Genomic DNA, 24656 nt, shown 5'->3' on the forward strand with positions numbered 1-24656 from the left:
CCCTGCGGGTGGTGGGCGCCGGGGGCGGGTGGCAAGGGTGTGAAGATGGTGCTGCAGCTACGACGTCCGGCCTCGACGAGATGGACACCGCCATCGCCGCCAAACAACGCACCACCCACTGAAACAGAGACGGCCCACTTCCGAATCGACCAACGCTCCTCGATCACTGCCGAATCCAGGTGACTGCTCAGGCGAAGCCGCGGGCACGGGGAACACCTGGAGTTCGCTGTAGCAGCTCGCCCCAGGCTGCGAGCCCGGACCAGCTCGCTCGCGTATCCGCAGGTCGTACCGTCATGCACGTGATGCCAAGCTGTGACGGCGGCGGAGCCAGGCGTCAGTACCGCGAAGAACAAGCCGGCGGTGGCGGCGGTTCAGACGGTCGTAGTGATCGCTCGGGTGACGGCCGTGATCGTCGGGGCGGGGTGGCCGCCGAGGCGCGCCACGAGCACACGGCGGGTCTCGGGGGGGGCTCCGTCGACGCGCAGCAGGCTTACCCCCGGCGGCAGCACTGGTGAGGGCCGGGACGGCACTGTGGTCACGCCGAAGCCGTCGGCGACCAGTTGGAGCTTCGTCAGCCAGTCGCGCGCGGAGCTCGCGCCATTCCCGCGGGAACACGGAGCGCAAGGCAGCCCATCGCGGCCGCCTTGCCCCGGAGAGCTGTGTGACTTCTAGTCATGAACATCGAACAGAGCCGAAGCGGACGCCTCCTCAAGTGGTGAACATCTGCTGCCGGTACTCATGGACAAAGCCACGGTCCTGGCAGGCCGGCGCCCGCGCAGCTCGGTCGGGCCACTCACGGGGAGGCGCCTCGCGTTGACCGTCTCAGAGCCGCGCCGGGTACGTCATCACTTCGTAACCGGCCTTGTCCCGAGCCAATCGGACCAGGCAGGCTCATGATCGAACGACACGTCACAGCCCGGCAATTGGCCGCACTCGCAGACAACCACGGGGAGCCACACCATGCTTAGCAGCCACCGTCGCAAGACCGTTATCGCCGCCGCTGCTCTGATGGCAACGACCGCTCTGCTGACGGCCTGTCAGGGGAACGCCGAAGGGAGCACGAAGTCGAGCGGCGCGGAGTCGTCGGCCGCGGCTTCGAGCGCGAAGGGCACGTCCGACGCGAAGGGCACGTCCGACGCGAAGGGCACGTCCAGCAATGGCACGGGCGGCGCCGGCAGCACGGACTTGCCGACCGGCAGCGGCTCGGGCGGCGGCAAGGCGGTAAGCGGCACATGGTTCGGCAACGTCTCCTACCTGGCGCCCGGCAAGTACACCGTCAGTGACACCAAGGGCACCGAGCAGGCGTTCTTCACCTCGGACGACACCGACATCGAGGGTGCCGGCGAGATCTGCGGCGATGCTGGGGGGCAGGCCGCGACTCCTTGTAGCGAGGCGGAGTTGGAGGCCGCCGCGAAGAAGGGGGTCTCCGCCACGGTGAAGCTTCAGAAGGGCATCGCGGTCAGCATCGTCGAGGACCACTCGAGCAGCGAAGGCGGCAACGACTCGGGCACGGACAGGCAGGCCGGCATCCACTCCGGAGAGCTCGGCTACCTGGCCCCGGGCAAGTACTCTCTGGACGACAACGGCTCCACCATCGCGTTCTTCACGGCCACGGACACGACCATCAACGGCAACGGCTGGATCTGCGGCGTGGCCGGGGGCGAAACCAAGCACTGCACCGAGGATGAGCTCGAAGCCGCAGCCAAGAAGGGCGGCGTGCGCGTCGTCGTCGATCTCGACAAGGGCACCGCCGTCACGATCGACGAGGAGCACAACTGAGCAGCCGGCGACCCGATTGGCTTCGGACCACTCCGCACGAGCACTGTTGGAACCGCCTTCGCGTTCGGGGGTGGCGCGTGTCCCGGGACCGGGTCGGCGGTGCGCAGGAGGAGCGGATCGGTGCCCTGGTGCCGGTGCTGCACACCCCTCTGGGTGGAGGCGGCTTCGCCGTTGAACTCCGGGCCGTCACGGTGGCGCGGCGACGCGGCGGATCTCCGTCGGCTGCCGTGACCGCTGTCAGCGCTGGCCGGCGTAGAGGCGTTCAGCGAGGCAGGGAAGGAGCAGCCAGGAAGGCCGACCCGCCGGCTTTGACAAGGAGATGTACAAGCGCCGCAACGAAGTCGAGCGGACGATCAATCGACTCGAGCAGTCCCGGGCCGTTGCCACGCGTTACGACAAGCGCGCATACGTGTTTCACGGCACGATCACCCTCGCCTCGATCAGGCTGTGGTGCATCCCAGACCGCTACCGCACGGAGCAGTAGAGCCGGGCTCCCTGGCCAGTGGCAGTGCGGGCCAGAGACGCCAGCTCAGCAAGGTGGCTGACGGCCTCGCCTTGCTCGACAAACTCCCCATCGACCCGCCGCAGGTGCGACCACTTATGAGCCACCTCTTCAAGTTGCAGCGGATCCTCAGTCGCGAGCAGGGCTTGGAGCCGCTTCGACATCACGAAGACGTAGCAGCCATCGTTCGTGATCTCAGTCAGTACCTGCGGCTCGCCGGCCCGCATGAGCTCTTGCGGACTGTCTCCAGTGAAGAGGCTCTCCCACTCGACTACAGCATCCGCAGGATCGTAGATACCCACAGGAACGATCTTGAACGCTGGGTGCGGGCTGAAGCCCTTGACCGCAGCCGCCGACGCGTCATCAGACGCGATGAGGAAATCTGCCCACTCATCCACTTGTGCATCATGCCCGGCGCTCAGACCACATCACCAGCAAGATCCGCCGGACAGGCCCTAGGGCCTGTTGCGAAAGTTCCGTACGGATGTGTACCTGTCCGCAGTGGTCGATCTCGACGACACACGGCGCTCGGGTGTCGGAGGGCGTCCTGGCAGCGCCGGGCATCCCGGCGCTAAGAGACGGCATCTCGCCGTCAGTGCCGTCGAGTAAGTTCTGTCCGTTCGGCCCGACAAGCGGGCCTCCGAACTCAAGGACTCGTTGCTGTGAGCATCCACATGCACATGCGCGCCGTCGCGGAATCCGAGATCCGGGACGACCACACCTGGCTTGCAACGTTCATGTGGGAGGCTTGGGAGAACCACCCCGCCGAGTACGCAGCGGGCATCGCCGACTCGATCGATAAGGTCTGGGATGCCGTCAATGACCTCTACGCCGCTGCCGATGTCCTCGATGCGGATGCCGGCAAGCTCTGGACGTTGCCGATTTACGGCGGGCGCCCAGTGGCACACAGCGCCGATGCCGACCCCTCCAACCCGCCCCTGGGGATTCTGGAACCGCCTGGGGTGTCACAGGCCGCAAGCTTCCTCGCGAGTGTCTCTTTCGACGAGTTGTGGAACGTCGCCAGTGCCAAGCTCGTCTGGTCCGGCTGGGACGAGGCGCAGGTCAGGCAGGAGTTCCTCGACTATCACAGGAGCCTCCAAGGGTTCTACGGGCGGGCGGCTAAAGCAGGCCACGCCGTGGTCAGGGCGGTGTGGGCTTGAGACGTGGTCGCGTGCCGGTCACAGCCATTCGTTGATGGCGGCGACCAGCAATGTCGCTTCGTAGCGGACAGCAAGTTTGTCGTATCGCGTGGCGACGGCCCGGTGCCGCTTCAGCCGGTTGATGCCGCACTCGACCGCGTGCCGGGCCTTGTAATCCTCCGGGTCGAACTTCGGTGGGCGGCCGCCGCGGGAGCCGAGCTTCTTTCGGTTGCGGGCCTGGTCGGCCTTGTCAGGGATGGTGCAACGGATTCTACGTCTGCGCAGGTAAGCGCGGTTCTTCCGGGAGGCGTAAGCCTTGTCGGCGCGCACGCGATCGGGCCGAGTGCGCGGCCTGCCCGGCCCCATGCGGGGCACGCGGACCTTGTCCAGGACGGGCTCGAACTGCGGGGAGTCGCCGCGCTGTCCGGCTGTGACCACGATGGACATGGGCTTCTGCCCCTGCTCAGCGGCCAGGTGTAGCTTGGTGGTTAGGCCGCCGCGGGAGCGCCCGAGTCCATGGTCGTCCGGCTCGATGACGATGCCGCCGGGCGGTTCCTTTTGCAGGTCCCCCTTTTCCTCGCCCCGGCAGCGTGCTGGTGGGCCCGGACGATGGTGGAGTCGACGTTGAGGTCCCAGGTGATCAGGTCCTGGGTATCGGCCCGGGCCTGCAGCTCGGTAAAGATCCGCTGCCAGATACCGTCTCGCTGCCAGCGGCGGAACAGGTCGTACGCCCGGCCCCAGGGCCCGTACCGCTCCGGGATATCCCGCCACGGCGTCCCGGTTCGGGTCCGCCACCGTATGCCGTCGATCAGTCGTCGCCGGGTCCATATCGCCGGCCGGCCCGGCTTCTTGCCCTTCGGCAACAGCGGCTCCAGCACCGCCCACTGTGCATCCGTCAGATCTCCTCGCCCCAGGAATCAAGATCATCGCACGCTCAAGATCCACTTTCGATACACGCCCTAGGGCCTCGCTCCAGGCTGACCTGGCTGACGCACTGGAACGCAATACATGCGCACCCAACGAGTCCGGCAGCTGAAGACACGTCTGTCCGAATCGTTCGGAGAACACGCGGGGCCGACTCCAGCCTCGGTGCTCCCACCGACGTCGACCAACTGCAACGGCTCATCTCGACGCTCGAACAGGAACTTGCGGCGGTCCGCGACGACCTAAGACCAGGATGGCGATGGTGGCGTAGATCGACGTCGCCGTCATCGGTGGTGGCCAGTCCGGCCTCGCCACCGCCCACGCGGTGCTGAGGCGCGGGCTGCGGCCGGTGGTGCTGGAGGCGTCCGACCGTGCGGCCGGGTCGTGGCCGCGCTACTACGAAATGACGGGAGACGACTCACCGTCAGAGGCAAGTAAGGTTGTACGCAACATATTCAAAAAGATTGGCCAGCTTACTGACTCGCGCGCTGATGTACAGACATTCGTCGTGGATGCGAAGGCTTCTGGTCTGGGTATGGAAACTCGGCTTGGCAGACTCGAGAAGGGCTACCAAGGTAAAAACGTGCAGTTTGTTATTCGATAACCGGTTTACCCCGGAGGGAAATCTGTGATTACCTTCACGCCCGTTGCGCGGTGGATCTGGGGCCGTGACGACGAGACCTCTGACCCTCTGTTCTGCTGCCTGCGTCATCTGCTGGTTGCGTATGGCGTACTAGGGGAACACCGATTCGCTGTCGGTGATCCGAAGATGAGTATTTCTGTCGCCGAAGCAGGAAAGTCTAACTCGTTCCTATTTCAGGAAGAATTCAGGGTCGGATCGTGGCACCCGAATGGTGTTGCACAGTTGGTCGACCGGGTCAGAGGAAGGCTGCGTACCGGTGAGATCGGGTCCGTGGACGGTTACGTCGAGTGTGCCGGTATGGTCATGGTGGGCTCGGGTGACGAAGAGGTGCAGCAGGAGAGCCTTTTCCGCTTGAGTGCCTCGTCGTTTGCCGATTTCGTCAGTGTCGAGTTGTCAGCGAATTCAGATGTGTGGCTGGCGTACGACCTTGAGGGGCGCCCCCAGCAGAAGGTCTATGCTGCAAACGCACCTCGTTTGTCTGCCCTGCTGTGTGATCTGTCGCAGTCCCTGGGTGTTGAGACGGATCCGGACGATCCTACCTACTTCGCCAAGCCGACCCAGACTGGAGTCGAGAACTATTTCGACTCAGATGGAAAGGCTTCGGACGTGTGGCGGAGTTTCGAAGTGCCCACCCGCTACGACGTATTCACGCATGCTCCCGGCTTCGGGAAAATTGGGTATCAGCGTGCGGCCAGGGGAGAAGTGCGGTGCGTGGCAGTCCGGGACCAGCAGGGAGAGTTGCTCGGTCACCTGTGGGCTTCCGACTCAGAGAATGCCGCCAGCTTCGAACCGCAGGACGTCAGTGACGATGCCACTTACCGTGCCGGACTCGTGTGGCTGGACCGTTTGCGGTCCGCGCACGATCGGGGCCTATCGCCTTGCGAGGCCCTGGCTGAACTAGGGGACCTGCCGGACGGCGAGGACGACGCGGGCCGAGTCGATCTGTCTGAAGAGTTGACAATTCCCCTCGCTCGTCTTCGTGACGGGTCGCAGCAAGGCAGTGCGCAGGGGTCTCTTTGATTCCCAGCCTCACCCTGTTCTCGCCCGCCCGGTACAGCTCCCTGCCCGGCATGCCGTTCCCCGGCGCGGACCGTGACCGCTATCCGCACCGCGACGAGGTCGTCGACCACCTCACTGCCTACGCCGACCGCCTGGCCGCCGACATCCGCACCGGCCGGCGCGTCACCCCTCAGCGTGCCCACCAACAGCCACAGAAAGCGAAACGGCCCACCGACTCCGTCGGTGGGCCGTCACGAAAGATCGAGGTTAGAACCGGTGGGCGCGTGCCGGCGTTGCTGAGCGCTCCGGGTGCTCCGGCATGCTTCGGGTTCATCACTTCAGGGCCGGCGGCGCGATTTCGCGTCGTCGGCCCCTTCGTCTTCTCGATGATCGGAAAGGGGCGCACGACGCAGGGGCCCTCCACCGCCCTGCTTCAGTCAGGCGTCCGACCGTCCTGAACGAGAGCGACGAACAGGAGAGGGGGCCGTATGCATCTGACTCCGCATGAACAGGAGCGTCTGCTGGTCCATGTGGCGGCGGACGTCGCCCGGCGGCGCCGCAAGCGCGGGTTGTTGCTCAACTACCCGGAGGCTATGGCGTTGTTGACGGTGCATGTATACGAGGAGGCACGCGCCGGTGCGACCGTCGACGCCGTGATGGAGTCCGGGCGTCACGTGCTGCGGCGTGCCGAGGTCATGGACGGCGTGCCGGAGATGATCGACAACGTCCAGGTCGAGGCGACGTTTCCGGACGGCACCAAGCTGGTGACCATCCATGACCCGTTCGACGAGGCGGCCGACGAAGTGGACCTTCACCCGGGGAAGTCGGACCTGCTGCCCGACGACGATGAGCACCGGGTGGTGTTCAACGAGGGCGCGACGCCGGTGCCGTTGCATGTGTCCAACGCGCAGGATCGCCCGATCCAGGTGGGTTCCCACTTCCACTTCGCCGAGGCCAACGAGGGGCTGGACTTCGACCGTGGTGCCGCCCACGGCATGAGGCTGCACATCCCCTCCGGCACCTCCGAGCGGTTCGAACCCGGTGATGAGCGGACCGTGATGCTGGTCCCGATCGCCGGCGAGCGGATCGTGCACGGACTGCGGCCCGGCAAGACCGACGAGGAGAAGCACCTCGATGCCCGACAGGACTGAACAGCACAACGATGGAACACCGCGCCCCTGGGACCCGCTGACGCGGTCGAGGCACGCCGACCTGTACGGGCCGACCACCGGCGACCGGGTCCGCCTGGCCGACACCAACCTCGTCCTCGAGGTGGAGGACGACTGGTGCGGGGGCCCCGGGCGCAGCGGCGACGAGATGGTCTTCGGCGGCGGCAAGGTCGTCCGGGAGTCCATGGGGCAGTCGCACATCCCGCGCGACGACCCGCGCCGGCCGGTGGACACGGTGATCACCGGCGCGCTGATCCTGGACCACTGGGGCGTGGTGAAGGGCGACGTGGGGCTGCGCGACGGCCGGATCGAGGCGATCGGCAAGGCGTACAACCCCGAGACCATGTCCGAGCGGCCGCACGCGGACACCCGCGCCGCGCACTTCGTGGTGGGCCCCGAGACGGAGGTCATCTCCGGCAAGGGGCGGATCCTGACCGCGGGCGGCGTCGACACCCACGTGCACTTCCTGTGCCCCGGCCAGATCCACGAGGCCTTGGCGTCCGGCGTGACCACGCTGATCGGCGGCGGGACCGGGCCGGCGGAGGGCAGCAGCGCCACCACGGTGACGCCCGGCGAGTGGCACATCCAGCGGATGTTCGAAGCGCTGGACGCGTACCCGGTGAACATCGGCCTGCTGGCCAAAGGCAGCACCGTGTCGCAGAAGGCGCTGCTCGACCAGGTCGCGGCCGGAGCCCTCGGCTTCAAGATCCACGAGGACTGGGGGGCCACCCCCGCGGTCATCGACGCGGCCCTCACCGTCTGCGAGCAGACCGGTGTGCAGGTGGCGCTTCACGCCGACTCGCTGAACGAGTCGGGATTCGTGCACAACACCTTCGCCGCGACCAAGGACGGCAGCCCGCACTACAAGGACGCCAAGTACCGGGGCCTGCACATCTTCCACATCGAAGGCGCAGGCGGCGGCCACGCCCCGGACATGATCAGCCTCGTGAGCAAGCCCAACGTGCTGCCCGCCTCGACCAACCCGACCCGGCCCCTGACGGTGAACACCGTCAAAGAGCACGTCGACATGATGGTCGTGTGCCACCACCTCAACCCCGAGATCGAGGCGGACATGGCGTTCGCCGACTCCCGGATCCGGCCCTCCACCATGGCCGCCGAGGACCTCCTGCACGACATGGGCGCCATCTCGATGATGTCCTCCGACGCCCAGGCTATGGGACGCATCGGTGAAATGATCATGCGGACCTGGCAGACCGCGCACGTCATGAAGTCCCGCTACGGACACCTGCGGGAGGACAACTCCAAGGCCGACAACTTCCGTGCCCGGCGCTACCTCGCCAAATACACCATCAACCCCGCGATCACCCACGGCATCGACCACGAAGTCGGCTCCGTGGAGACCGGCAAACTCGCCGACCTGGTCCTATGGGAACCGAAGTTCTTCGGTGTGAAACCGCACATGGTCATCAAGGGCGGCCAGATCGCCTACGCGCAGATCGGCGACGCCAACGCCTCCATTCCCACCCCGCAGCCCTACCTGCCGCGCCCGGTCTGGGGGTTCCAGGGCCGCTCGCCCGCGGCGAACTCCTTCAACTTCGTCTCCGAAGCCGCCCTCGGCGGGCACCTGCCGCAGGTCGGACTGCTCAAGCCGCTGCGGGCGATCCGCTCCACCCGCGACGTCACCAAAGCCGACATGATCCACAACAACGGCGTACCGGAGATCGTCGTCGACCCGGAGACCTTCCTGGTCACCATCGGCGGTGCCACGACGTCCGACGTGCGCACCAGCGTGGACGGACACGAGGTGGGCCGTAACTACGCCACGGAACTCCCCATGGCACAGCGGTACTTCCTCTTCTGACCCCGCCCGTCCGTTCACCTCGACGGGGGCCGGTCCGACCCGACCGGCCGGCCTCCCCTTCCGCCTTCTCCTGAAAGGCGATCCGTCACTCCATGAGCCGTACCGCCCTGCTTGTCCTGGCCGACGGCCGCTTCCCCGCCGGAGGTCACGCCCACTCCGGTGGCATGGAGGCCGCCGTCGCCTCCGGAACCGTCCACGACCCCGCGAGCCTGGAGGCGTTCTGCCGCGGGCGCCTGCACACCGCCGGACTGACCGCGGCCGGCCTGGCCGCCGCGGCCGCCACCGGACACGACCCCCTGGCCCTGGACGACGCCGCCGACGCCCGCACGCCGGCACCCGCGCTGCGTCACGTCGCCCGCAGGCTGGGCCGGCAACTGCTGCGCGCCGCCCGCGCCACCTGGCCCTGCGCCGACCTCGACCACCTCGCTCACCACCGGCCCGGGGGCATGCACCAGCCGGTCGTCCTCGGTGTCGTGGCCCGGGCCGCCGGACTGCCCCCGCCGGAGGCCGCCCACGCCGCCGCCTTCGACAGCGTCAGCGGCCCGGCGACCGCCGCCGTACGGCTGCTGAGCCTCGACCCCTTCGACGCAACAGCGGTCCTCGCCCGCCTGGCCGGCGAGTGTGACGCCGTCGCCGCCACCGCGGCGGAGGCGGCCGAGCGCGTCGCCTCGGACGGCGTCGCCGCCCTGCCCGCCGTGTCCGCGCCCCTGCTGGACATCACCGCCGAGCAGCACGCCGCGCTGGCCGTGCGTCTCTTCGCCTCCTGACCCGCCGCACCGACTTGGAGCCCCCGTGCACCTGGACCACCCCGTGACCCTGCCGCAGCGCCACACCTACAGCGCCGATCCCCACCGTCCGGACGGGAGCCCCCGCGCCCTGCGCATCGGCTTCGGCGGACCGGTGGGCTCGGGCAAGACCGCCACCGTGGCCGCGCTGTGCCGTGCCTTGCGCGACCGGCTGTCCCTCGCCGTGGTCACCAACGACATCTACACCCAGGAGGACGCCGCCTTCCTGCGCCGCGAAGCCGTCCTGCCACCCGAGCGGATCTCCGCCGTCGAAACCGGGGCCTGCCCGCACACCGCCATCCGCGACGACATCTCCGCCAACCTCGAAGCCGTCGAGCAACTCGAACAGGCGTTGGGACCGGTCGACATGGTCCTCATCGAGTCCGGAGGGGACAACCTCACCGCGACCTTCTCCCGCGGACTGGCCGACGCCCAGGTCTTCGTCATCGACGTGGCCAGCGGCGATGACATCCCCCGCAAGGGCGGCCCCGGCATCACCACCGCCGACCTCCTCCTGGTCAACAAGACCGACCTCGCCCCGTACGTCGGGGCCGACCTGGAGGCGATGAGGGCCGACACTCGCAGGCAGCGCAAGGACCTGCCGTTCGTCTTCACCAGCCTCACCTCGGACGACGGCATCAGGCCCGTCGCGGAGTGGGTCACGGAGCGCCTCGCCGCCTGGCGGGCCGGGGCCACCCGGTGAAGGCCGCCGCCCAGGCACGGACCGCGCCGCCGGCCCCGGCCGATCAAGGCGGGGCGCCTGCACGGCGACATACGCCGGAGACGGCGACCCCCGATGCCGAAATCCCCGCCGTCGCCACCGGCCTGCGCGCCACGGCCCGCCTCCGGGCGACCCACAACGGCCGCACCACCACCGTGCCCCTCCTGCACAGCGACGGCCCCTTCCACCTGCGCCGGCTGCGACCGCAAGGGGAGCGGGCGCGGGTCTGCGTGCTCGGCGCGATGAGCGCACCCCTCGGCGGCGACGAACTGGAGCTCGACATCACCGCCGAGGCCCAAGCCCGCCTGGAGGTGACGACGGCCGCCGCCACCATCGCCCTGCGAGGCGCCACACCCGACCCGGCTACCTACGACGTACGGCTGACCGTGGGCGAGGACGCGTCGTTGAACTGGCTGCCGCAGCCGCTCATCAGCACCCACGGCAGCAGCCTGCACCAGACCTACCGGGTGGACCTCGCCAGGACGTCCCACGTGCTCCTGCGCGAGGAACAGCTCCTCGGCCGCACCGCCGAACCTCCGGGACACCTGTCCACACGGCTGACCGTGACCCGCGCGGGCCGGACGATCCTGGACCAGCAGACGGTCTACGGCCCCCGGGGCCCCGCCTGGGACGGGCCCGCCGTCCTGGGCGGCCACCGAGCTACGGGCCAACTCCTACTCGTCACACCCGGCTCCAAAGCGCGACCAGCACCCGTTCTCCTCGGCGATCGCCTCCACGGCTACTGCGTCCTGGCCCCCCTCGCCGAGGCCACGGCGCTCCTGGCCACCGCCGTCGCACCAACCCTCGCCGGACTGCGCCGACTCCTCAGCACCGCTCTCACCCATGCAGTTGGCACGAAACAGTCCGTGTGACAGCGTGCGGCAGTCCCGGAGCCTGCCAGCCAGAGTGACGACCTACTCAGCATCCAGCGCCTCCACACAGCAGAACTTGCCGTGGTCGGATCGCTGACATCCCCGTTGCTGCTGCTCTGCCCATGTCCTTTGGCTGGAAGGAGGAAGGGACGGGCGGGATGGGTGGCGCGGCCGGGATCGGGGCGCACTCAGCCGGCTGCGCGTCGGGCCGGGGCCCGGGTCGTCCGGCTGCCCGGTGCCGGGCAGCCGGGCCGCGGGCACCACGCGACCAGCTCGGCCCTCGGTTGCCGACTGTGTCAAAAGAGCTTGTCACCGCGCCGCTCGCGGCTGCCGGCCACCGCTGCCAGTACGTGACCGGCTGCGTAGTCGAGGCTCCCTCGGGCCTGAGCATCGGGCGTCGGCGAACAGGGAGCGTCAAACAGCTGTTGAGCGCGCGCGGACGTGGCTATCACCGCGGCCCTGGCCAGACAGCCGTGACCGCCCCCGTACGCCGGGCGCGGCCCGTCGGCGGGTTGTGCCTAGCAGCGCATGCCCGGCTGTCGAGGCCAGCGTTCGCGGGTGAGTTTGTCGGCGTGGCGGCGGGTGTCGTCGCACTGGTCGGGGATCCCCTCTGCGGTCAGTGCCGGGGGCTCGAAGCGGCGCAGTGCAAAAGCGCTTGTCGCGCAAGGACTTCCCGCTGCTGCTTCAAGTCGGCGTTTACGGCCGGGCGTTGACTCGTTCGCGTGGCAGGTCAACGAAACCCCTTTCCGCTTGCTCTCCGTAGCTGTTTGCATGCATGCAGTGACGGTAGCTCGGCTGTGAACATGCCGGCCGGGCCGGAGCCAAGGAGCACTTCATGCGTATTCGACTGGCCTGCCTCAGCGCTGCCGTGGCGCTGGGCATGACCGCGCTCGCGGCGGGTTCCGCCACCGCGGCGCCGCCGTTGAGCGGCACCAAGATCCGCAGCTGGCAGTCGGGCCACGTCCTGGCGGTAACCGACACCGTGGGCGGCAGCCAGGTCCAGTACCAGACCGACACCGACGCCCTGTCCCAGAAGTGGGCCGTCGAGCCCGTCAGCAGCAGCACGTTCCTGCTGCGCAACCTCTCCAGTGACATGTGCGTCACCGCGATCGGCGGCGGGGACACCGAAGCCCTCCAGCAGCGGCCGTGTGACCCCCGCTGGGACGAGCAGCTCTTCAGCCTGGAGGCCTCCGGCAAGCCCAGCCGGTACCTGCTGAAGAACCAGGGGCACAACAAGTGCCTGCAGCAGTACAACTCGACCGCCCCCACCTACGCCCGGCTGTACGCCTGCAGTCCCGCCAGCACCTGGCAGATCCACTCCTTCGACGTCCGCTGAGCCTGGAAACCTCGCCCCCGGCGCTACGGCCGGTTGCTGCCCGCGCCCCGGCGAGCAGTCTCACGCGGACAGCTGCAGCCCCAGGCCTCTTCGTCTGGGGCTGCTTGCGTCAGTGGGCCGTTGGCAGGTGGGGTACGTCGGTGGGGGAGAGGTCCGGGCGGGCTCGGTGCCAGCGCGCGGGATGCCGCCACCGGCCGGAGGCGGCACGGGTGACGTCGACGCCGACTTCCACCACCAGTTCGGGTTCCACCAGCGTCACCTCCAGATGCTCCCGGCTGCCCCAGCCCGCGGAGAACGACCCCCCGTCCACGGATGCCCGCGCCGCCTGGCGGGCGAGGGCGGTGGTGAGGCCGACGTACTGCAGGCGGCCTTCGTCGTCGAACCGGCCGAGCAGCAGCGACCGCGGCGCGGTCAGGGAGCCGGTGACCGCGCCGACGACCGCCTCGCTCGTCTCACGGACCTTGTACTTGTGCCAGCCGCGCACCGAGGGGCGGTAGACGTCGTCGAGCCGTTTGAAGACCACGCCTTCCATCCCGACCGAGGCCCACGTCAGCCACTCGCGCACGGTCGCCGGGTCGGTGGTCGACGGGCACAGCACCCAAGGCGCCGACAGCCGGTGGGCGGTGAACACGGATTCCAGCGCGGCCCTACGCCGCTGGTACGGCCACCCGGTCGTGTCCGTTCCGGACAACCTGAGCAGATCGAACGCCACGAAGCGGGCCGGCCACTCCTGCGCCGCCCGGGCAGCTCCGGCACCGCGCCGGGGGCCAGCCGGTCCTGCAACTGCTCGAACGCGAGGCGGCCTGCGGCGTCCCAGACGACCAGCTCGCCGTCCAGCGCGGACGCGTCCGGCAACTGCACGGCACCGGCCACGATCTCCGGAAACGCCGGCCCCATGTCCGTGCCGCGCCTGGAGCGCAGCACCACCCGGGCTTCGTCGACCATGACGGCTGCCCGGAACCCGTCCCACTTGGGTTCTCCCGCCCAGCCCGGCCGTAGCTCCGGCGCGGGTACAGGCGTGCTCAGCATCGGCTCCGGCAGCATCCACGTCACACCGGATCCCTTCCCCAGGTGCTGCCCTGCCTCCTGCGCCCAGTCCTCGGTCAGCTGGGTGGTGGTGTTGTCGATCCACAGCAGCATCCACTCGGCTCTGGGCTGCGATTCGGGAGCCGCGCTGGAGTACGGTCCTTCCGCGTCGGCTCAGGTGCCGGCCGCGATCTTTCGCTCAGAGAGTCAGCTTGTAGATGATCAGCGCTACCATCATGACGAAGATCAGGAACCCTACGACGACGACGAAACAACACGACTTGAAGTCGTCTTCGGGACCGAAGAAGTGCTTGACCTGTTCTGGAAGCATGGACTTCCCCCTCTTTGGACGCACCCCGACCTTCACCGTGCTGGCGGCACGGGCAGGCGCACTGGGGTTTTCCCGATAAGGCTGCTGATCAACCGCGGCGGCAGCTCTGCGATGCCAAGTGAGTCCTCGACCGACGGATCGCCAAAAGCCGTGATCGGCACCTACCTTGCAGCTCCGGCGCAAGGATGTGCGGGAGTCACTGGCCCGGGCCGAGCGGCCGCCGGAGCCGCGACCGCGGCGCCGCGGACCAGATCCGAACTCGGCCGTGAACTCGGCGATGCCGGGGGCCCGCTGCTCGTCGCCTCCATCGCCACCACCGTCACCCTCGGCTGGGGCTACTCCGCGCTCGCGCTGCTGACCACTTTGCTGCTGCTTGTCCTGGCCGTCCGCCGCATTCCTCGCTGACGCGCGGCTGTCAGCGTGCCACGGCTTCCGCTGCTTCGACCGCAGCCGTCCCCCGGCCGGCAGGGGTGTCCGTCAGGCCCAGTTGCAGGTGCTCGACGTGGTACAGAGCCTGATCCAGGAGTTCAGCCACGTGGCTGTCGTAGAGCGCGTACACGATGGAGCGGCCCTTGCGGGTGCCGGTGACCAGGCCGAGGTTGCGCAGCAGGCGTAGCTGGTGGGAGCAGGCGGACTGCTCCATGCCGACCTCGGCGGCCAGCTCGGTCGCCGGGAGCGGGCCCTCACGCAGCCGGGCGAGGATCAGCAGCCGGGAGGGGGTGGCCAGGGCCTGCAGGGTGGTGGCCACCCGGGCGGCACTGGATGCGTCCAGGCGCGTGCGCGGAACGCTGTCGGCTGGCGGTTTGGCTCCGTGACCCATGCGCCCATGGTACGACGTCCCATGAATGCATGAATCGTTGTTCATTCATTCCTGTTACGGTGGTGGGGTTGGACGCTGTCCGCTCACGTCTGCGAAGGACCCCTGTTTCGATGTCTTCCACCCTCGCCCGCCCGGCGGCCGCCGGTGACGCGGCCGTGCGCGATGTGGTGGCGCCCCGGCGCCGCACCCGGATCTTCGCGCTGCCCGAGGCCCGCTGGGCGGCGGCCGCGCTGGTGCTGTTCCTGATTGCGTTGCCGCTGTACCTGCTCGGGGCGCCGGCGTGGATGTGGGGGCCGCTGTTCGCGCTCACCTACGCCACCGGCGGCTGGGAGCCCGGCTGGGCCGGACTGCAGGCCCTGCGCGAGAAGACGCTGGACGTCGACCTGCTGATGGTCGTCGCAGCGCTGGGGGCGGCGGCGATCGGGCAGGTCCTGGACGGTGCGCTGCTGATCGTCATCTTCGCCACCTCCGGCGCCCTGGAAGCGATCGCCACCGCCCGCACCGCCGACTCGGTGCGCGGCCTGCTCGACCTCGCCCCCACCACCGCGACCCGCCTGGCCGACGACGGCACCGAAGAGACGGTCCCCACCGAGCAACTGGCGGCGGGCGACACCATCCTGGTGCGGCCCGGTGAGCGGATCGGCGCCGACGGCCGCGTCCTGCACGGCGCGAGCGAGGTGGACCAGGCCACCATCACCGGCGAGCCGCTGCCCGTGGCCAAGCAGGAGGGCGACGAGGTCTTCGCCGGCACCCTGAACGGCACCGGCGCGCTGCGGGTGAAGGTCGAGCGCGACCCGTCGGACTCGGTGATCGCCCGGATCGTGGCCCTGGTCGAGGAAGCCTCCGAGACCAAGGCGCCCACCCAGCTGTTCATTGAAAAGGTCGAACAGCGGTATTCCCTCGGGATGGTGGCCGCCACCGTCGCGCTCTTCGCGCTGCCGCTGCTGTTCGGCGCGGCGTTGCAGCCGACGCTGCTGCGGGCGATGACGTTCATGATCGTGGCCTCGCCGTGTGCGGTGGTGCTGGCCACCATGCCGCCGCTGCTGTCCGCGATCGCCAACGCCGGCCGCCACGGCGTCCTGGTGAAGTCCGCCGTGGTGATGGAGCAGCTCGGCCAGGTCGACGCGGTGGCGCTGGACAAGACCGGCACGCTGACCGAGGGCACCCCGTACGTGACCGACATCCGGCCGCTGGTCTCCTCCGGCCTGAGCGAGGCGGAGCTGCTGCGGCTGGCGGCGGCGGCCGAGCACCCCAGTGAGCACCCGCTGGCCCGCGCGATCGTCGACGCCGCCCGCATCCGCGGCCTGGACATTCCGCCCGCCCAGGACTTCGCGTCCACCCCTGGTGCCGGGGTGAGCGCCCGGGTACAGGGCCGTACGGTCGCGGTCGGCAGCCCCGCCCGCCTGCTGGACCACCACACCGGGCACCCGGCCATCGCCGTGGCCGCGGGCCTGGAGGAAGACGGACGCACCGCCGTGCTGGTTGCCCTGCATGGCACCCCGGTCGGGGTACTCGGGATCGCCGACCGGCTGCGCGAGGAGGCCGCCGCCACCGTCACCGCCCTCACCGAGCTGACCGGAACCGCTCCGGTGCTGGTCACCGGCGACAACCCGCGAGCCGCCGCACGCCTCGCCGAGGAGGTCGGTATCACCGACGTCCGCGCGGGCCTTCTCCCCCAGGACAAGGTCACCGCCGTCCAGGAGCTGGAACAGGCCGGCCGCAAGGTGCTGGTGGTCGGTGACGGCGTCAACGACGCGCCCGCGCTGGCCGCCGCGCACACGGGCATCGCCATGGGCCGGGCAGGCTCCGACCTGGCCCTGGAGACCGCCGACGCCGTCGTCGTGCGCGCCGAACTGGCCACCATCCCCACCGTCGTCGCGCTGTCCCGCCGGGCCCGGCGCCTGGTGGTGCAGAACCTGGTCATCGCCGCGGTCTTCATCACCGGCCTGGTCATCTGGGACCTGGCAGGGACCCTGCCGCTGCCGCTGGGCGTCGCCGGGCACGAGGGATCCACCGTCATCGTGGGCCTGAACGGCCTGCGCCTGCTCGCCGACGGCGCCTGGCGCCGCGCCCGCAGCGGGAGGGGCCAGTGAGCCGCCGCAGCCGCAAAGCCGCCCCCGCCAGCGCGGGGGCAGCCCGCTGCACGGTCACCGTCTGCCGCGGCTGCTGCTGCGGCACGGCCAAGATCCCCGGCCTGGACCACCCCGCCCAACTCGACCAGCTCCGCTCATCCCTCGCCCACCTCGCCCAGGTGCGGGTGACCGGCTGCCTGGACGCCTGCGAGCACGCCAACGTCATCGTCATCCAGCCCTCCGCCGCCGGTCGCGCGGCCGGCGGACGGCCCGTCTGGCTCGGCCTGGTCAACGACGCCGATGCCGCCGACGACATCGCGGCCTGGGTCGAAGCCGGCGGGCCGGGCCTGGCCGACCCTCCCGGCGTCCTCGACCTGTACGCCTTCACCCCCTCCCGCCGCATCCGCCAAGCCGTCGACGACTGACCTGGGCCCCTGCGGGACCGGTGCCTGTATTGCGTCCCCCGGGTGCTTCGACGGCGACGGTCAGCGTCCCCTGGGGCGTACATGATCACAGCCATACCTGCGAGACAGACGAGGGCACCGATGACGTCGAAGCGGTCGGGCCGGTAACCATCGGCAACCATGCCCCACGCAATCGACCCGGCCACGAAGATCCCACCGTAGGCGGCGAGGATCCGACCGAAGTGCGCATCGGCTGGAACGTGGCGGCGAAGCCGTAGGCGCCCAAGGCAGGGAGGCCTGCCCTACCGGGACGGCAAGCCGCTGCCCGGCGGTTTCAAGCTCGGCGTCAACCCCGGCCTGGTCAAGCACGAGGGCACCCAGACCGTGCTGTGGGGCGAAGAGGTCCGCGAGCGGTTCAAGGCCCCCAGTTGAACCTCGTCCGGTACATCAAGGACGGCTCCGTCACCGACGTGACAACGGAGAGTAGGAGAGGGCCACGATGAGCCTGTTCGGGGACGGCCTGGACGCCGCGGTGCAAAAAGCCTTCACCCGCCCGGCGCCCAAGAGCGCGCCCGCGCAGAGGGCAGGCGCCAGCGACGCCCAGCTCCAGCAGATCGCCGCCGACGCGCTCCGCGAGGTGCACTTCCAGGACGGCGGCCGCCGCGCCGGCCAGCTCGAGGAAGTCCGCTTCACGGACATCGAGCACCTGCTGGGACAACGGGCATGGCAGGCAGGCCGATCGGGAGAAGCGGAACACGACAGGTCGCAGCCCTCCAGGCCTCGCCCATATCCAACAGAACTCAGCTTTCCGCGACCGCCGACTCGAGCAGAGACAGCGTCCGGTTCTCCGCGTCCACGTGTGCGCGGACACCGATAGGCAGCGGCAGGTTCGGCGAGGTGTGGCCGAAGTCGACCTGGGCGAGGACCGGGATGTCACGTCGGCCCAGGACATCGAGTACCACGTCGCGTAGATCTGCGCGCTGTCCGCCACCGTCGTGGGGGGTGACCTCCGTCGGGATGCCGACCACCATGCCGGCGATCCGGTCCAGCACACCGGAAAGCCGCAAGGTGTGCAGGTCGTTCCAGATCCGCGAGACCGGCCGCTGCAGTTCCTCCCAGAACAACACGGCGCCGTCGAACAGTTCGGCGGCCGGCGCGAACGGTGTCGCCTGCAGGAGGACCAGGCGGTTCAGCAAGCCGCCGAACAGTGGTCCCTGCGCGCTGCCCGGCCGCCAGGTTTCCCAAGCCTCCTTCGCCGGCAGCGCGCCCGGCGCCTCGGCCTTGGTGAGCACCCGGGTGTAGAGGTCGACGAGCTCGGAGCGACGGGCCTCGTCGCCCAGCGTGTACCAATCGCTGCCGAAACCGTGGGTGGCGAGGTCGGCGTGGAAGCCGACGAGGCCGGTTCGGGCGTGCAGCGCCATGTGCAGCAGCGAGATATCGCTGTAGCCGATGATGGGTTTTGGGTCGGCCCGGATCGCGTCCAGATCGATCAAATCGAGGTAGCCGATAGTCGCCTGTCCACCGGTATGCGCGACGATGGCCCGCACCTCCGGGTCCCGGAGCAGAGCATTGAGTTCGTCGGCCTGCTCCGCAGGAGTGCCCGACGCCCACCACCGTTTCTGCGCCGGGTTGACCATCGGGCTGACACGCACGCGGAAACCCATCCGCTCGAGTATCGCCACACCGCGGGCCAGCAATGGTTCCTCACCCGGCTCAAGCTGGCCCGAGGGCGCGGTGACGACCACGAGGTCGCCGGAACGCAGCGCGCGGGGCCGAAGGATCGCAGGCATGGGGCCTCCTCCCTATTGATCAACAATGGCGAGGAACAAGGCCCGTGCCACCGATATTCCGCCTCACCGACGTGATCAAAACAAGCCTCGATTGGAGATCGACCGCCACACCGAGGACGCGCACGACCAGGTCGCCAAGCTGCGCCGGTACGGGGAGTGGGGCCGGCTGCTGGCACCGGACGCGGACAAGCGCACCGTGGACCTGGTCCGCTCCCGGCCGGACGCGATCGACCAGCTGGTCGACCACGAGAAGCGGCTGTGGCGCCGGGCCTACCCGCCCACCGGGCGGGAGGGCCTGGTGCCACTCGCGTTCGTGTTCGCGGACACCACCGAGGCGAAGGTCGCCAACGCGGTCGCCGTGCTGGAGGAGGCCGGCCGCCGCTACTGGGCGCCGCGCCGGTACCAGACCATCCACCGGGAGATCACGGCCCGGGACTACAGCCAGGCGGTGCCCGTCGTCGTCACCCCCCTGGAGCAGCTGACGGAGCACGGCACCGGCGCGGCGGTGTGGCGGCGGCTGGGACGGGAGGGCGAGCAGACGCTGCCGGCCGCGCTGGACAACCCCGACGGTGACGCCCTCTTCCGGGACCAGGAGGCCCGCGCCGACGCGGAGGAGGAGCGGCGCCGTGTGGCTGAGCGGGAGGCGCGGCGCCCCGTGTGCAAGCGGTGCGGAAGGAAGTTCACCGACCAGCGCTGGGAGGAGATCACCGCGCACAGGACGGCCTGGAAGGCCGGAGACAAGGCTGTGTGCGGCACCTGCCACGCCGACGACGTCGCCCGCGAGGAAGCCGCCGCCGAAGCCGCCCGCCTCCAGGCCGCCACGCCACCGGAGCCAGAGCATGACCACGACCAGGAGCCGGGCAAGCTCCGCAGGCTCTTCCGCCGCCGCGCCTGACACCGTACGACGACGCCCCTCCCGCCGGACACGGGAGAGGCGGCGTCGGCGCGCAGCGGCCCGGGTCAGGCCGGGGCGGCCTGCTTCGCCAGCGCGGCGAGTGGGGAGCGCCGGCCTTTCTCCACCGCGCGCAGCTGCTCCCAGTCGACCTCCGGGTGCGCGGGGACGACTGCGTCGACGGAGGCGGTGGTGTAGAGCGCGGCGTCAACGGCCCCGGCCCGGCTGGTGCCGAAGCGGACCTCGATCGACTGCGGGGAGCGGACCCAGCCGAGCCGGACCACCGTGCCGTACACGTGCTACGCCTTGCAGGCTCCTGTGCCCCCATCGGGGAGCGGGCAGCTGGGGGGTAACGGAGCCACCGACACCTGAGCCCGGATTCGTCAATCCTTCCCAGCCGGCCCTCTAGGCTGCCGTCATGACGCTGAACGCTGATGAGTATGAGCTCCTTCGCCTGATCGCCCAGTCACCAGAGCCCGTGGCCGCCTCCGACTTCTTTCACACCATCCACCCGGCGGACTTCGAGCGAAGCGCCGCCGAGGAAGACCCCCGGCGCGTGGCATGGCAGGAGAAGCAGTTCGGGCTCTACAAGGCGACGATCGACCTGCACGACGGCGGTCTCATCCGGATCGTCCGCCCGGCGAACGGAGAGCGGCCCGACCTGATGGAGGCCACCGAGGCCGGCCACGCTGCCCTGACCTGAGGGCCTTGCCTGGTGGGCCCGGTCGGGCCCACCCCAGCGCCAAGGGAAAAGAGGCAGCACCACGTGGTTGCGATCCTGCTGCCGTTGAAGTGCTGCCAGACGGCCGCTTCAGCACACGGTGAGCTGCTCGTGTTCGGGCAGGTAGAGGTGGACGATCCGGCCCTGGGGCAGGACGGCGGCGAGTTCGCGCGCCTCGTGAGCGTTACGGGCCAAGACCAGCTCCTCCGCGAGCGTGGGGCAGGCGGCTACCAGGTCGGGGCTGGGCCGCACGATCCCGTACAGCGTCCGCCGCTTGTCGGCCACATGAACCGGAACGCCGCGGGCGTACTGCGGCCACATCATCGGCTTCTCCGGGACCCCCACCCGAACACTCGACTCGCGCCAGGCGTATTCAGCGACGGCAGTAAACAGCTCGGTCTGCTGCTGCGGCGACAGCCGGCCCCACCACGCCCGCGCCGTCTCCAGGTCCTGGCGCTCCTGCTCCTCACGCTTGGCCTGTTCCCGGGCCAGACGCGCCTCGCGCTCCGCCCTCTCCCGCCCCCGGCGCTCAGCTTCCTCCGCCCACCGCCGCCGCGCCTCCTCAAGGCGCAGACGCGCCTCCTCTTCTCGCTCCAGCCGTCGACGCTCAGCCTCCTCGGCCTTCCGCGCCCGCTCCTGCTCCTCCACCTCCCGGCGGCGCCGCTCCGCAGCCTCCTCCTGCTCCTTCTGCCGCGCCTCCCGCTCCACCCGCGCGGCATCCTGCCGCTGCCGCATCACCTCGTGCCTGCCCTGGTCAGCGATCGACTTCTGCGACGTCCACCACCGATCCCGGCGGAACCGCCGCTGCTCACCGTCGACCACCAGATACACCCGCCGGTACCGGGGCAGCACCTCAGCGGAAACGAGCTGTTCCTCCAGCGCCCACCGCACGAACCGCTCCAAGGGCTCTTCCTGGAACTTCCATCGCCCGCTTCGGTACACGAACCCGGCGAGGCCGTCGTCCACCACCCACGGCTCATTCCGCTCCTGCGGAGCCCTGACTCGGACGGCCGGCACCGCGGTGATTCACTGCGGCGGCCGCGCGCCCGGGTGCACCCAGCACACTCGGATACCTTCCTTGGCGTACCGGTCAGTGCGGGCGGCGATGTCGTCCACAGTGATCGGCGACAACTGCGCCTCCCAGGCCATGCGCCGACTCCCGTCCGTGGACGAGGCCATGGCGTCCGCCCGCCACGACCCGTCCTCCGCCGGCACTTCTAACGTCGCGAACCACCCGGCCGTCCGGATCGCACCCGCCATCTCCAGCTTGAGCATGTGGTGCTCCCACGACTCGTTCAGCAGCTCACACGACTCCGGCCGGTCAAGGTCCTGCGGGGCCGCCCCTCCCTGTTCTCGCATTCCGGTACCGCGTGACAAGCGCCAGTACTATCCTGGTTAGTTGACGCCGTTGATGCAGCGGCCGGACGCCTGCGCATAGGACTGCGGTCCGCGTGCGCACGACCCACGTCTCCTCACCCGCCATCCCTAGGGTGGGCAACCGGATTGCCGACGGCTTACACACTGACGCCGAGTACGCCCCGTGGGACTGCGGTCCTCCGACGGCGACGAGGGTGCGTAGCTCCTCCGAATGGTGCTGCCTCGCGTACTTCCGCAGGCCGCGCCATCTTTTTTGTGTGCGGCCGTACCTAGAAGGGCGGTCGCGTGAGCGACACCTCCATGCCGGAGTTCGAGTCGGCTGACAACGAGATCCAGGTCATCCCCGTTACCGACTTCCGCAACGTCGACGGCGACTTCGAACACCGGCTTCCTCCGCCGAGCGCGACGACGAACGCGGAGGAGTACCTGCAGAACCACCCCGACGTCCACCTCTCCGATGAGGCAATCCGCCGCCTCGTCCAGGGTGCCGTCGAGCCCCAGGACCTCGAGGGCATTCGCGTCGAGCGGCACCGGGTGGAGACCGGCTGGCTGATGGTCATCTCCTACCGGGCCTACTCTCCCATGGTCTCGCTCGCGATCGAGAACGACCGTCTGCTGGCCGAAGTCTCCTACGCGGCCGATCCGCACGCCGCCGACGTACGCAAGGCCCTGGCCATGCCCGGGCCCCACACCGAGCATGCTGTCCTGATCCACCCTGACGCCTACAAGGACATCGAGGAGTCCGTCGATCGGTCCGCGAAGCGCGTACTGACCGACAACCCTCAGGAAGTGGGGGAGCGGCTCGTTGAGCGCCCGCTGATGCTGGTGCCGGTGACCTTCAAGTCCGAGACCGGCGAGCCCGCTGACGACCTCACCGCCGTCGACGGTAACTGCCGCCTCGCCTTCTGCTACCACCGCATCCCGCCCGTGCCGCGCGGATGGGTGGACGACTCCCTGATCGGGGACGCGAGCAAGAAGCGTGTGGTGCTGCGGCCCTCGCACCTGATGCGAATGTCTCTCGAGCGCCGTCGCGAGCTGGTCCGCAAGGTGATCAAGGCCGCGTACAGCCGTCTCAAGGAGCCGCGCACCGGCTCCTCGGCCGACATCAGGGACCGCAACAAGTGGGCCATGGCCCTCAACGCCCTGACCATCCCCGTCACGGTCATCGTGGGTTACCGCGACGACAACGCTCAGCGTGGAATGCAGCGCTTCCCCGCCGGCGTCCGCTCCCTGCTGCTGCGCATGAACACCGGCGGCAAGGTGTTTGCCGACGGCGCGAAGAACGCCGTGAAGGCGGAGGAGATCATCAACGGGCTGTACGACGAGGGGCTCCTGGGCCCCGAAGCGCAGGCCCGGGCCACCCGTGACGCCCTGATCGGCCGTGGGGACGTCGCCGCCTCGATGGAGGGACTCGGCTTTAACCCCGAGCTTCCCGACCTGCGGTTTGCCCTCGTTATGCAGCATCTGACCTACAAGAGCCCGAGGTTCAACGCGCTGGTGCGCAGCAAGCTGCAAACCGAGGGCAACCTCGTGCTCAGCCGCCGTAACGGGCCGATCGTCGAGCTGGGGCTGCGCTCCTACTCCGCGAGCATGCCCACGAACTCGCCGCGGACTGCCCTGGAGACGATCTGCCTGTGGCAGGACCTCGTCGACAACTCCTGGGTCGTCGAGAACATCGACACAGACACGAAGGTCGACGAACTCCTCGGCCGCGCGGACACGGGAGAGACCCAGGCCACGCTGCTGCTCGGCGCACTCGGCATGATTTCCCTGGTGATGAGCGGCCACCTCCTCGCGGCCGCCGGCTCGGCCGAGGCGGACGCCGGGACCACCATCGCCCGCACGAGCGTCGGTCTGATCACCAAGGGATTGCTCGCCCAGAGGGAAGGACGCCTGATTCTCGCGGACGCGATCAAACGCGTACGCGCGGGCCTGCCCCTGCGCTGGTGGGACACGGAGAAGCAGGAACTCGTCGAGCAGAAGACCGACTGGCGGGGCTCCACCTACAACGCGATGCTCCGCAGCGCCGTCCGGCACGGCTGGAAGGCCAAGGCCCCAGGCAAGGAGAAGAAGACCCCGGCGGAGCAGGAGGCCGACAAGCTGACGGTGTTCCAGGAGCAGCTCAGCACCGCCGTCGACCGCCTGCGTGACCTGTTCGAGCTGCGCGAGAAGAACGGCACCACGGACAAGCTCGCGTGGGTCGAGGTCGAGGCGTCGTTCAACCAGATCGACGACATCGCCGACGATCTGCGCCTCATCTCCGAGCGCAAGCCGCGCAACCGGTGACGGCTCCCGTGTGGTCCGGCGTCGTCACCATGACGCCGGACCGGTACGCGGCGCTCGCACACCTGGCTCGGCCCTGGCTCGAGGAGTTCAGGTGTTGTCCCCTCGGCATCGATGAGGACAGCGGCCGGGAGGAGCGGGCCGTGTACATCGTCGTCAACGCCGACGGCATGGCCTGCTACGCCGGCCGGACCCGACCGACCCGACTTCCGCGTCGGGGGGCAGCTGTCTCTCGGCTGCGGCAGCACA

Annotated in this window: 23 protein-coding genes and 7 pseudogenes; 20 read left to right on the forward strand and 10 right to left on the reverse strand. The window is 69.3% G+C overall.

Annotated features, from left to right (window positions below):
* The first annotated feature begins 960 nt into the window (after window positions 1-960).
* Together GV126_RS30105 and GV126_RS30110 are read left to right on the forward strand one after the other, a co-directional pair.
* The gene (locus GV126_RS30105; protein WP_159672594.1) at window positions 961-1779 is read left to right on the forward strand and encodes a hypothetical protein; all 819 of its coding nucleotides are present in this window, start codon (window positions 961-963) and stop codon (window positions 1777-1779) included.
* 283 nt (window positions 1780-2062) lie between these two features.
* Window positions 2063-2263, forward strand: a pseudogene (locus tag GV126_RS30110) (hypothetical protein); the annotation flags it as partial.
* Here the strand turns inward: GV126_RS30110 and GV126_RS30115 are convergent.
* Window positions 2245-2679: a hypothetical protein gene (locus GV126_RS30115; protein WP_159672597.1), complete on the reverse strand. Its 435-nt coding sequence runs from the start codon at window positions 2677-2679 to the stop codon at window positions 2245-2247. The pseudogene GV126_RS30110 and the gene GV126_RS30115 overlap by 19 nt on opposite strands.
* Window positions 2680-2943: 264 nt before the next feature.
* Here GV126_RS30115 and GV126_RS30120 point away from each other — a divergent pair, with 264 nt between their 5' ends.
* The gene (locus tag GV126_RS30120; RefSeq protein WP_159672599.1) at window positions 2944-3441 is read left to right on the forward strand and encodes a DUF1877 family protein; all 498 of its coding nucleotides are present in this window, start codon (window positions 2944-2946) and stop codon (window positions 3439-3441) included.
* An 18-nt stretch (window positions 3442-3459) separates the two neighbouring features.
* Here the strand turns inward: GV126_RS30120 and GV126_RS30125 are convergent.
* A protein-coding gene (locus GV126_RS30125) for an IS5 family transposase (RefSeq protein WP_159674264.1) occupies window positions 3460-4334 on the reverse strand; the annotation gives its coding sequence in 2 pieces (ribosomal slippage) (window positions 3460-3987 and window positions 3990-4334; 873 coding nt in all).
* A 335-nt stretch (window positions 4335-4669) separates the two neighbouring features.
* Between GV126_RS30125 and GV126_RS36820 the strand changes: the two genes are divergently transcribed.
* The 9 genes and pseudogenes from GV126_RS36820 (at window position 4670) to GV126_RS30170 (ending at window position 12691) form a co-directional block, all read left to right on the forward strand.
* Window positions 4670-4948: a hypothetical protein gene (locus GV126_RS36820; protein WP_236570175.1), complete on the forward strand. Its 279-nt coding sequence runs from the start codon at window positions 4670-4672 to the stop codon at window positions 4946-4948.
* Between the two features lie 24 nt (window positions 4949-4972).
* Window positions 4973-6007: a hypothetical protein gene (locus GV126_RS30135; RefSeq protein WP_159672601.1), complete on the forward strand. Its 1035-nt coding sequence runs from the start codon at window positions 4973-4975 to the stop codon at window positions 6005-6007.
* Between the two features lie 5 nt (window positions 6008-6012).
* Window positions 6013-6171 (forward strand): annotated as a pseudogene (locus GV126_RS30140) (FAD-dependent oxidoreductase); the annotation flags it as partial.
* Between the two features lie 303 nt (window positions 6172-6474).
* The gene (locus GV126_RS30145) at window positions 6475-7137 is read left to right on the forward strand and encodes an urease subunit gamma (RefSeq protein ID WP_159672603.1); all 663 of its coding nucleotides are present in this window, start codon (window positions 6475-6477) and stop codon (window positions 7135-7137) included.
* The gene (locus GV126_RS30150) at window positions 7121-8977 is read left to right on the forward strand and encodes an urease subunit alpha (RefSeq protein WP_159672605.1); all 1857 of its coding nucleotides are present in this window, start codon (window positions 7121-7123) and stop codon (window positions 8975-8977) included. The genes GV126_RS30145 and GV126_RS30150 overlap by 17 nt, the downstream gene beginning before the upstream one ends.
* Window positions 8978-9069: 92 nt before the next feature.
* Entirely contained in the window at window positions 9070-9744 is a 675-nt protein-coding gene (locus GV126_RS30155; protein WP_159672607.1) for an urease accessory protein UreF, read from the forward strand.
* A 25-nt stretch (window positions 9745-9769) separates the two neighbouring features.
* Complete coding sequence (ureG, locus tag GV126_RS30160; RefSeq protein ID WP_159672609.1) at window positions 9770-10465, forward strand: urease accessory protein UreG; 696 nt, start codon at window positions 9770-9772, stop codon at window positions 10463-10465.
* Window positions 10462-11355, forward strand: a complete 894-nt coding sequence (locus tag GV126_RS30165; RefSeq protein ID WP_500305159.1) for an urease accessory protein UreD — start codon at window positions 10462-10464, stop codon at window positions 11353-11355. Before ureG ends, GV126_RS30165 begins: the two co-directional genes overlap by 4 nt.
* Window positions 11356-12190: 835 nt before the next feature.
* Entirely contained in the window at window positions 12191-12691 is a 501-nt protein-coding gene (locus tag GV126_RS30170; protein WP_236570177.1) for an RICIN domain-containing protein, read from the forward strand.
* Window positions 12692-12800: 109 nt separating this feature from the next.
* Here the strand turns inward: GV126_RS30170 and GV126_RS30175 are convergent, their stop codons facing one another.
* Together GV126_RS30175 and GV126_RS37380 are read right to left on the reverse strand one after the other, a co-directional pair.
* Entirely contained in the window at window positions 12801-13403 is a 603-nt protein-coding gene (locus GV126_RS30175; RefSeq protein WP_268977469.1) for an ATP-dependent DNA ligase, read from the reverse strand.
* 116 nt (window positions 13404-13519) lie between these two features.
* Window positions 13520-13735, reverse strand: a pseudogene (locus GV126_RS37380) (ATP-dependent DNA ligase); the annotation flags it as partial.
* Between GV126_RS37380 and GV126_RS36825 the strand changes: the two are divergent.
* Complete coding sequence (locus tag GV126_RS36825) at window positions 13710-14453, forward strand: hypothetical protein (protein ID WP_236570321.1); 744 nt, start codon at window positions 13710-13712, stop codon at window positions 14451-14453. The pseudogene GV126_RS37380 and the gene GV126_RS36825 sit on opposite strands and share 26 nt — an antisense overlap.
* Window positions 14454-14463: 10 nt before the next feature.
* Here GV126_RS36825 and GV126_RS30185 read toward each other — a convergent pair whose 3' ends face one another.
* Entirely contained in the window at window positions 14464-14868 is a 405-nt protein-coding gene (locus GV126_RS30185) for an ArsR/SmtB family transcription factor (protein WP_159672611.1), read from the reverse strand.
* A 110-nt stretch (window positions 14869-14978) separates the two neighbouring features.
* Between GV126_RS30185 and GV126_RS30190 the strand changes: the two genes are divergently transcribed.
* Both GV126_RS30190 and GV126_RS30195 read left to right on the forward strand, forming a co-directional pair.
* Window positions 14979-16961, forward strand: coding sequence for a heavy metal translocating P-type ATPase (locus GV126_RS30190; protein WP_159672613.1), 1983 nt, complete (start codon window positions 14979-14981; stop codon window positions 16959-16961).
* Window positions 16958-17365 (forward strand): (2Fe-2S) ferredoxin domain-containing protein, encoded by a 408-nt coding sequence (locus GV126_RS30195; protein ID WP_159672615.1) that lies wholly within the window; start codon window positions 16958-16960, stop codon window positions 17363-17365. The genes GV126_RS30190 and GV126_RS30195 overlap by 4 nt, the downstream gene beginning before the upstream one ends.
* A gap of 71 nt (window positions 17366-17436) precedes the next feature.
* Here GV126_RS30195 and GV126_RS30200 read toward each other — a convergent pair.
* Window positions 17437-17645, reverse strand: a pseudogene (locus GV126_RS30200) (YnfA family protein); the annotation flags it as partial.
* Here GV126_RS30200 and GV126_RS37775 point away from each other — a divergent pair.
* Together GV126_RS37775 and GV126_RS37780 are read left to right on the forward strand one after the other, a co-directional pair.
* A pseudogene (locus GV126_RS37775) lies at window positions 17642-17847 on the forward strand (hypothetical protein); the annotation flags it as partial. The pseudogenes GV126_RS30200 and GV126_RS37775 overlap by 4 nt on opposite strands.
* A gap of 71 nt (window positions 17848-17918) precedes the next feature.
* A pseudogene (locus GV126_RS37780) lies at window positions 17919-18053 on the forward strand (telomere-protecting terminal protein Tpg); the annotation flags it as partial.
* Between the two features lie 91 nt (window positions 18054-18144).
* Here GV126_RS37780 and GV126_RS30215 read toward each other — a convergent pair.
* Entirely contained in the window at window positions 18145-19134 is a 990-nt protein-coding gene (locus tag GV126_RS30215) for a S66 peptidase family protein (RefSeq protein ID WP_159672617.1), read from the reverse strand.
* A 91-nt stretch (window positions 19135-19225) separates the two neighbouring features.
* On the opposite strand from GV126_RS30215, the gene GV126_RS36830 reads away from it, so the two are divergent.
* Entirely contained in the window at window positions 19226-20029 is an 804-nt protein-coding gene (locus GV126_RS36830) for a hypothetical protein (protein WP_236570178.1), read from the forward strand.
* 65 nt (window positions 20030-20094) lie between these two features.
* On the opposite strand, the pseudogene GV126_RS30225 reads toward GV126_RS36830, so the two are convergent.
* Window positions 20095-20310: pseudogene (locus tag GV126_RS30225) on the reverse strand (hypothetical protein); the annotation flags it as partial.
* Between the two features lie 134 nt (window positions 20311-20444).
* On the opposite strand from GV126_RS30225, the gene GV126_RS30230 reads away from it, so the two are divergent.
* Window positions 20445-20729, forward strand: coding sequence for a hypothetical protein (locus tag GV126_RS30230; RefSeq protein WP_159672619.1), 285 nt, complete (start codon window positions 20445-20447; stop codon window positions 20727-20729).
* Between the two features lie 108 nt (window positions 20730-20837).
* Here the strand turns inward: GV126_RS30230 and GV126_RS30235 are convergent, their stop codons facing one another.
* Window positions 20838-21716: a hypothetical protein gene (locus GV126_RS30235; protein WP_159672621.1), complete on the reverse strand. Its 879-nt coding sequence runs from the start codon at window positions 21714-21716 to the stop codon at window positions 20838-20840.
* A 57-nt stretch (window positions 21717-21773) separates the two neighbouring features.
* Window positions 21774-22106 (reverse strand): competence protein CoiA family protein, encoded by a 333-nt coding sequence (locus GV126_RS30240; RefSeq protein WP_159672623.1) that lies wholly within the window; start codon window positions 22104-22106, stop codon window positions 21774-21776.
* A 303-nt stretch (window positions 22107-22409) separates the two neighbouring features.
* Here GV126_RS30240 and GV126_RS30245 point away from each other — a divergent pair, with 303 nt between their 5' ends.
* On the forward strand, window positions 22410-24410 hold the full coding sequence (locus GV126_RS30245) for a hypothetical protein (RefSeq protein WP_236570180.1): 2001 nt from the start codon (window positions 22410-22412) through the stop codon (window positions 24408-24410).
* The last annotated feature ends 246 nt before the right edge of the window (window positions 24411-24656 follow it).

It is taken from the genome of Streptomyces mexicanus, from assembly GCF_902506575.1.
GTDB lineage: Bacteria > Actinomycetota > Actinomycetes > Streptomycetales > Streptomycetaceae > Streptomyces > Streptomyces mexicanus.

What these genes read in the sequence shown, in the direction of transcription:
- GV126_RS30155 (WP_159672607.1), top strand. Translation starts at nt 9,070, where the DNA reads ATGAGCCGTACCGCCCTGCTTGTCCTGGCCGACGGCCGCTTCCCCGCC.
- GV126_RS30185 (WP_159672611.1), bottom strand. Translation starts at nt 14,868, where the DNA reads ATGGGTCACGGAGCCAAACCGCCAGCCGACAGCGTTCCGCGCACGCGC.
- GV126_RS30190 (WP_159672613.1), top strand. Translation starts at nt 14,979, where the DNA reads ATGTCTTCCACCCTCGCCCGCCCGGCGGCCGCCGGTGACGCGGCCGTG.
- GV126_RS30240 (WP_159672623.1), bottom strand. Translation starts at nt 22,106, where the DNA reads ATGCGAGAACAGGGAGGGGCGGCCCCGCAGGACCTTGACCGGCCGGAG.
- GV126_RS30170 (WP_236570177.1), top strand. Translation starts at nt 12,191, where the DNA reads ATGCGTATTCGACTGGCCTGCCTCAGCGCTGCCGTGGCGCTGGGCATG.
- GV126_RS30145 (WP_159672603.1), top strand. Translation starts at nt 6,475, where the DNA reads ATGCATCTGACTCCGCATGAACAGGAGCGTCTGCTGGTCCATGTGGCG.
- GV126_RS30105 (WP_159672594.1), top strand. Translation starts at nt 961, where the DNA reads ATGCTTAGCAGCCACCGTCGCAAGACCGTTATCGCCGCCGCTGCTCTG.
- GV126_RS30230 (WP_159672619.1), top strand. Translation starts at nt 20,445, where the DNA reads ATGACGCTGAACGCTGATGAGTATGAGCTCCTTCGCCTGATCGCCCAG.
- GV126_RS30215 (WP_159672617.1), bottom strand. Translation starts at nt 19,134, where the DNA reads ATGCCTGCGATCCTTCGGCCCCGCGCGCTGCGTTCCGGCGACCTCGTG.
- GV126_RS30150 (WP_159672605.1), top strand. Translation starts at nt 7,121, where the DNA reads ATGCCCGACAGGACTGAACAGCACAACGATGGAACACCGCGCCCCTGG.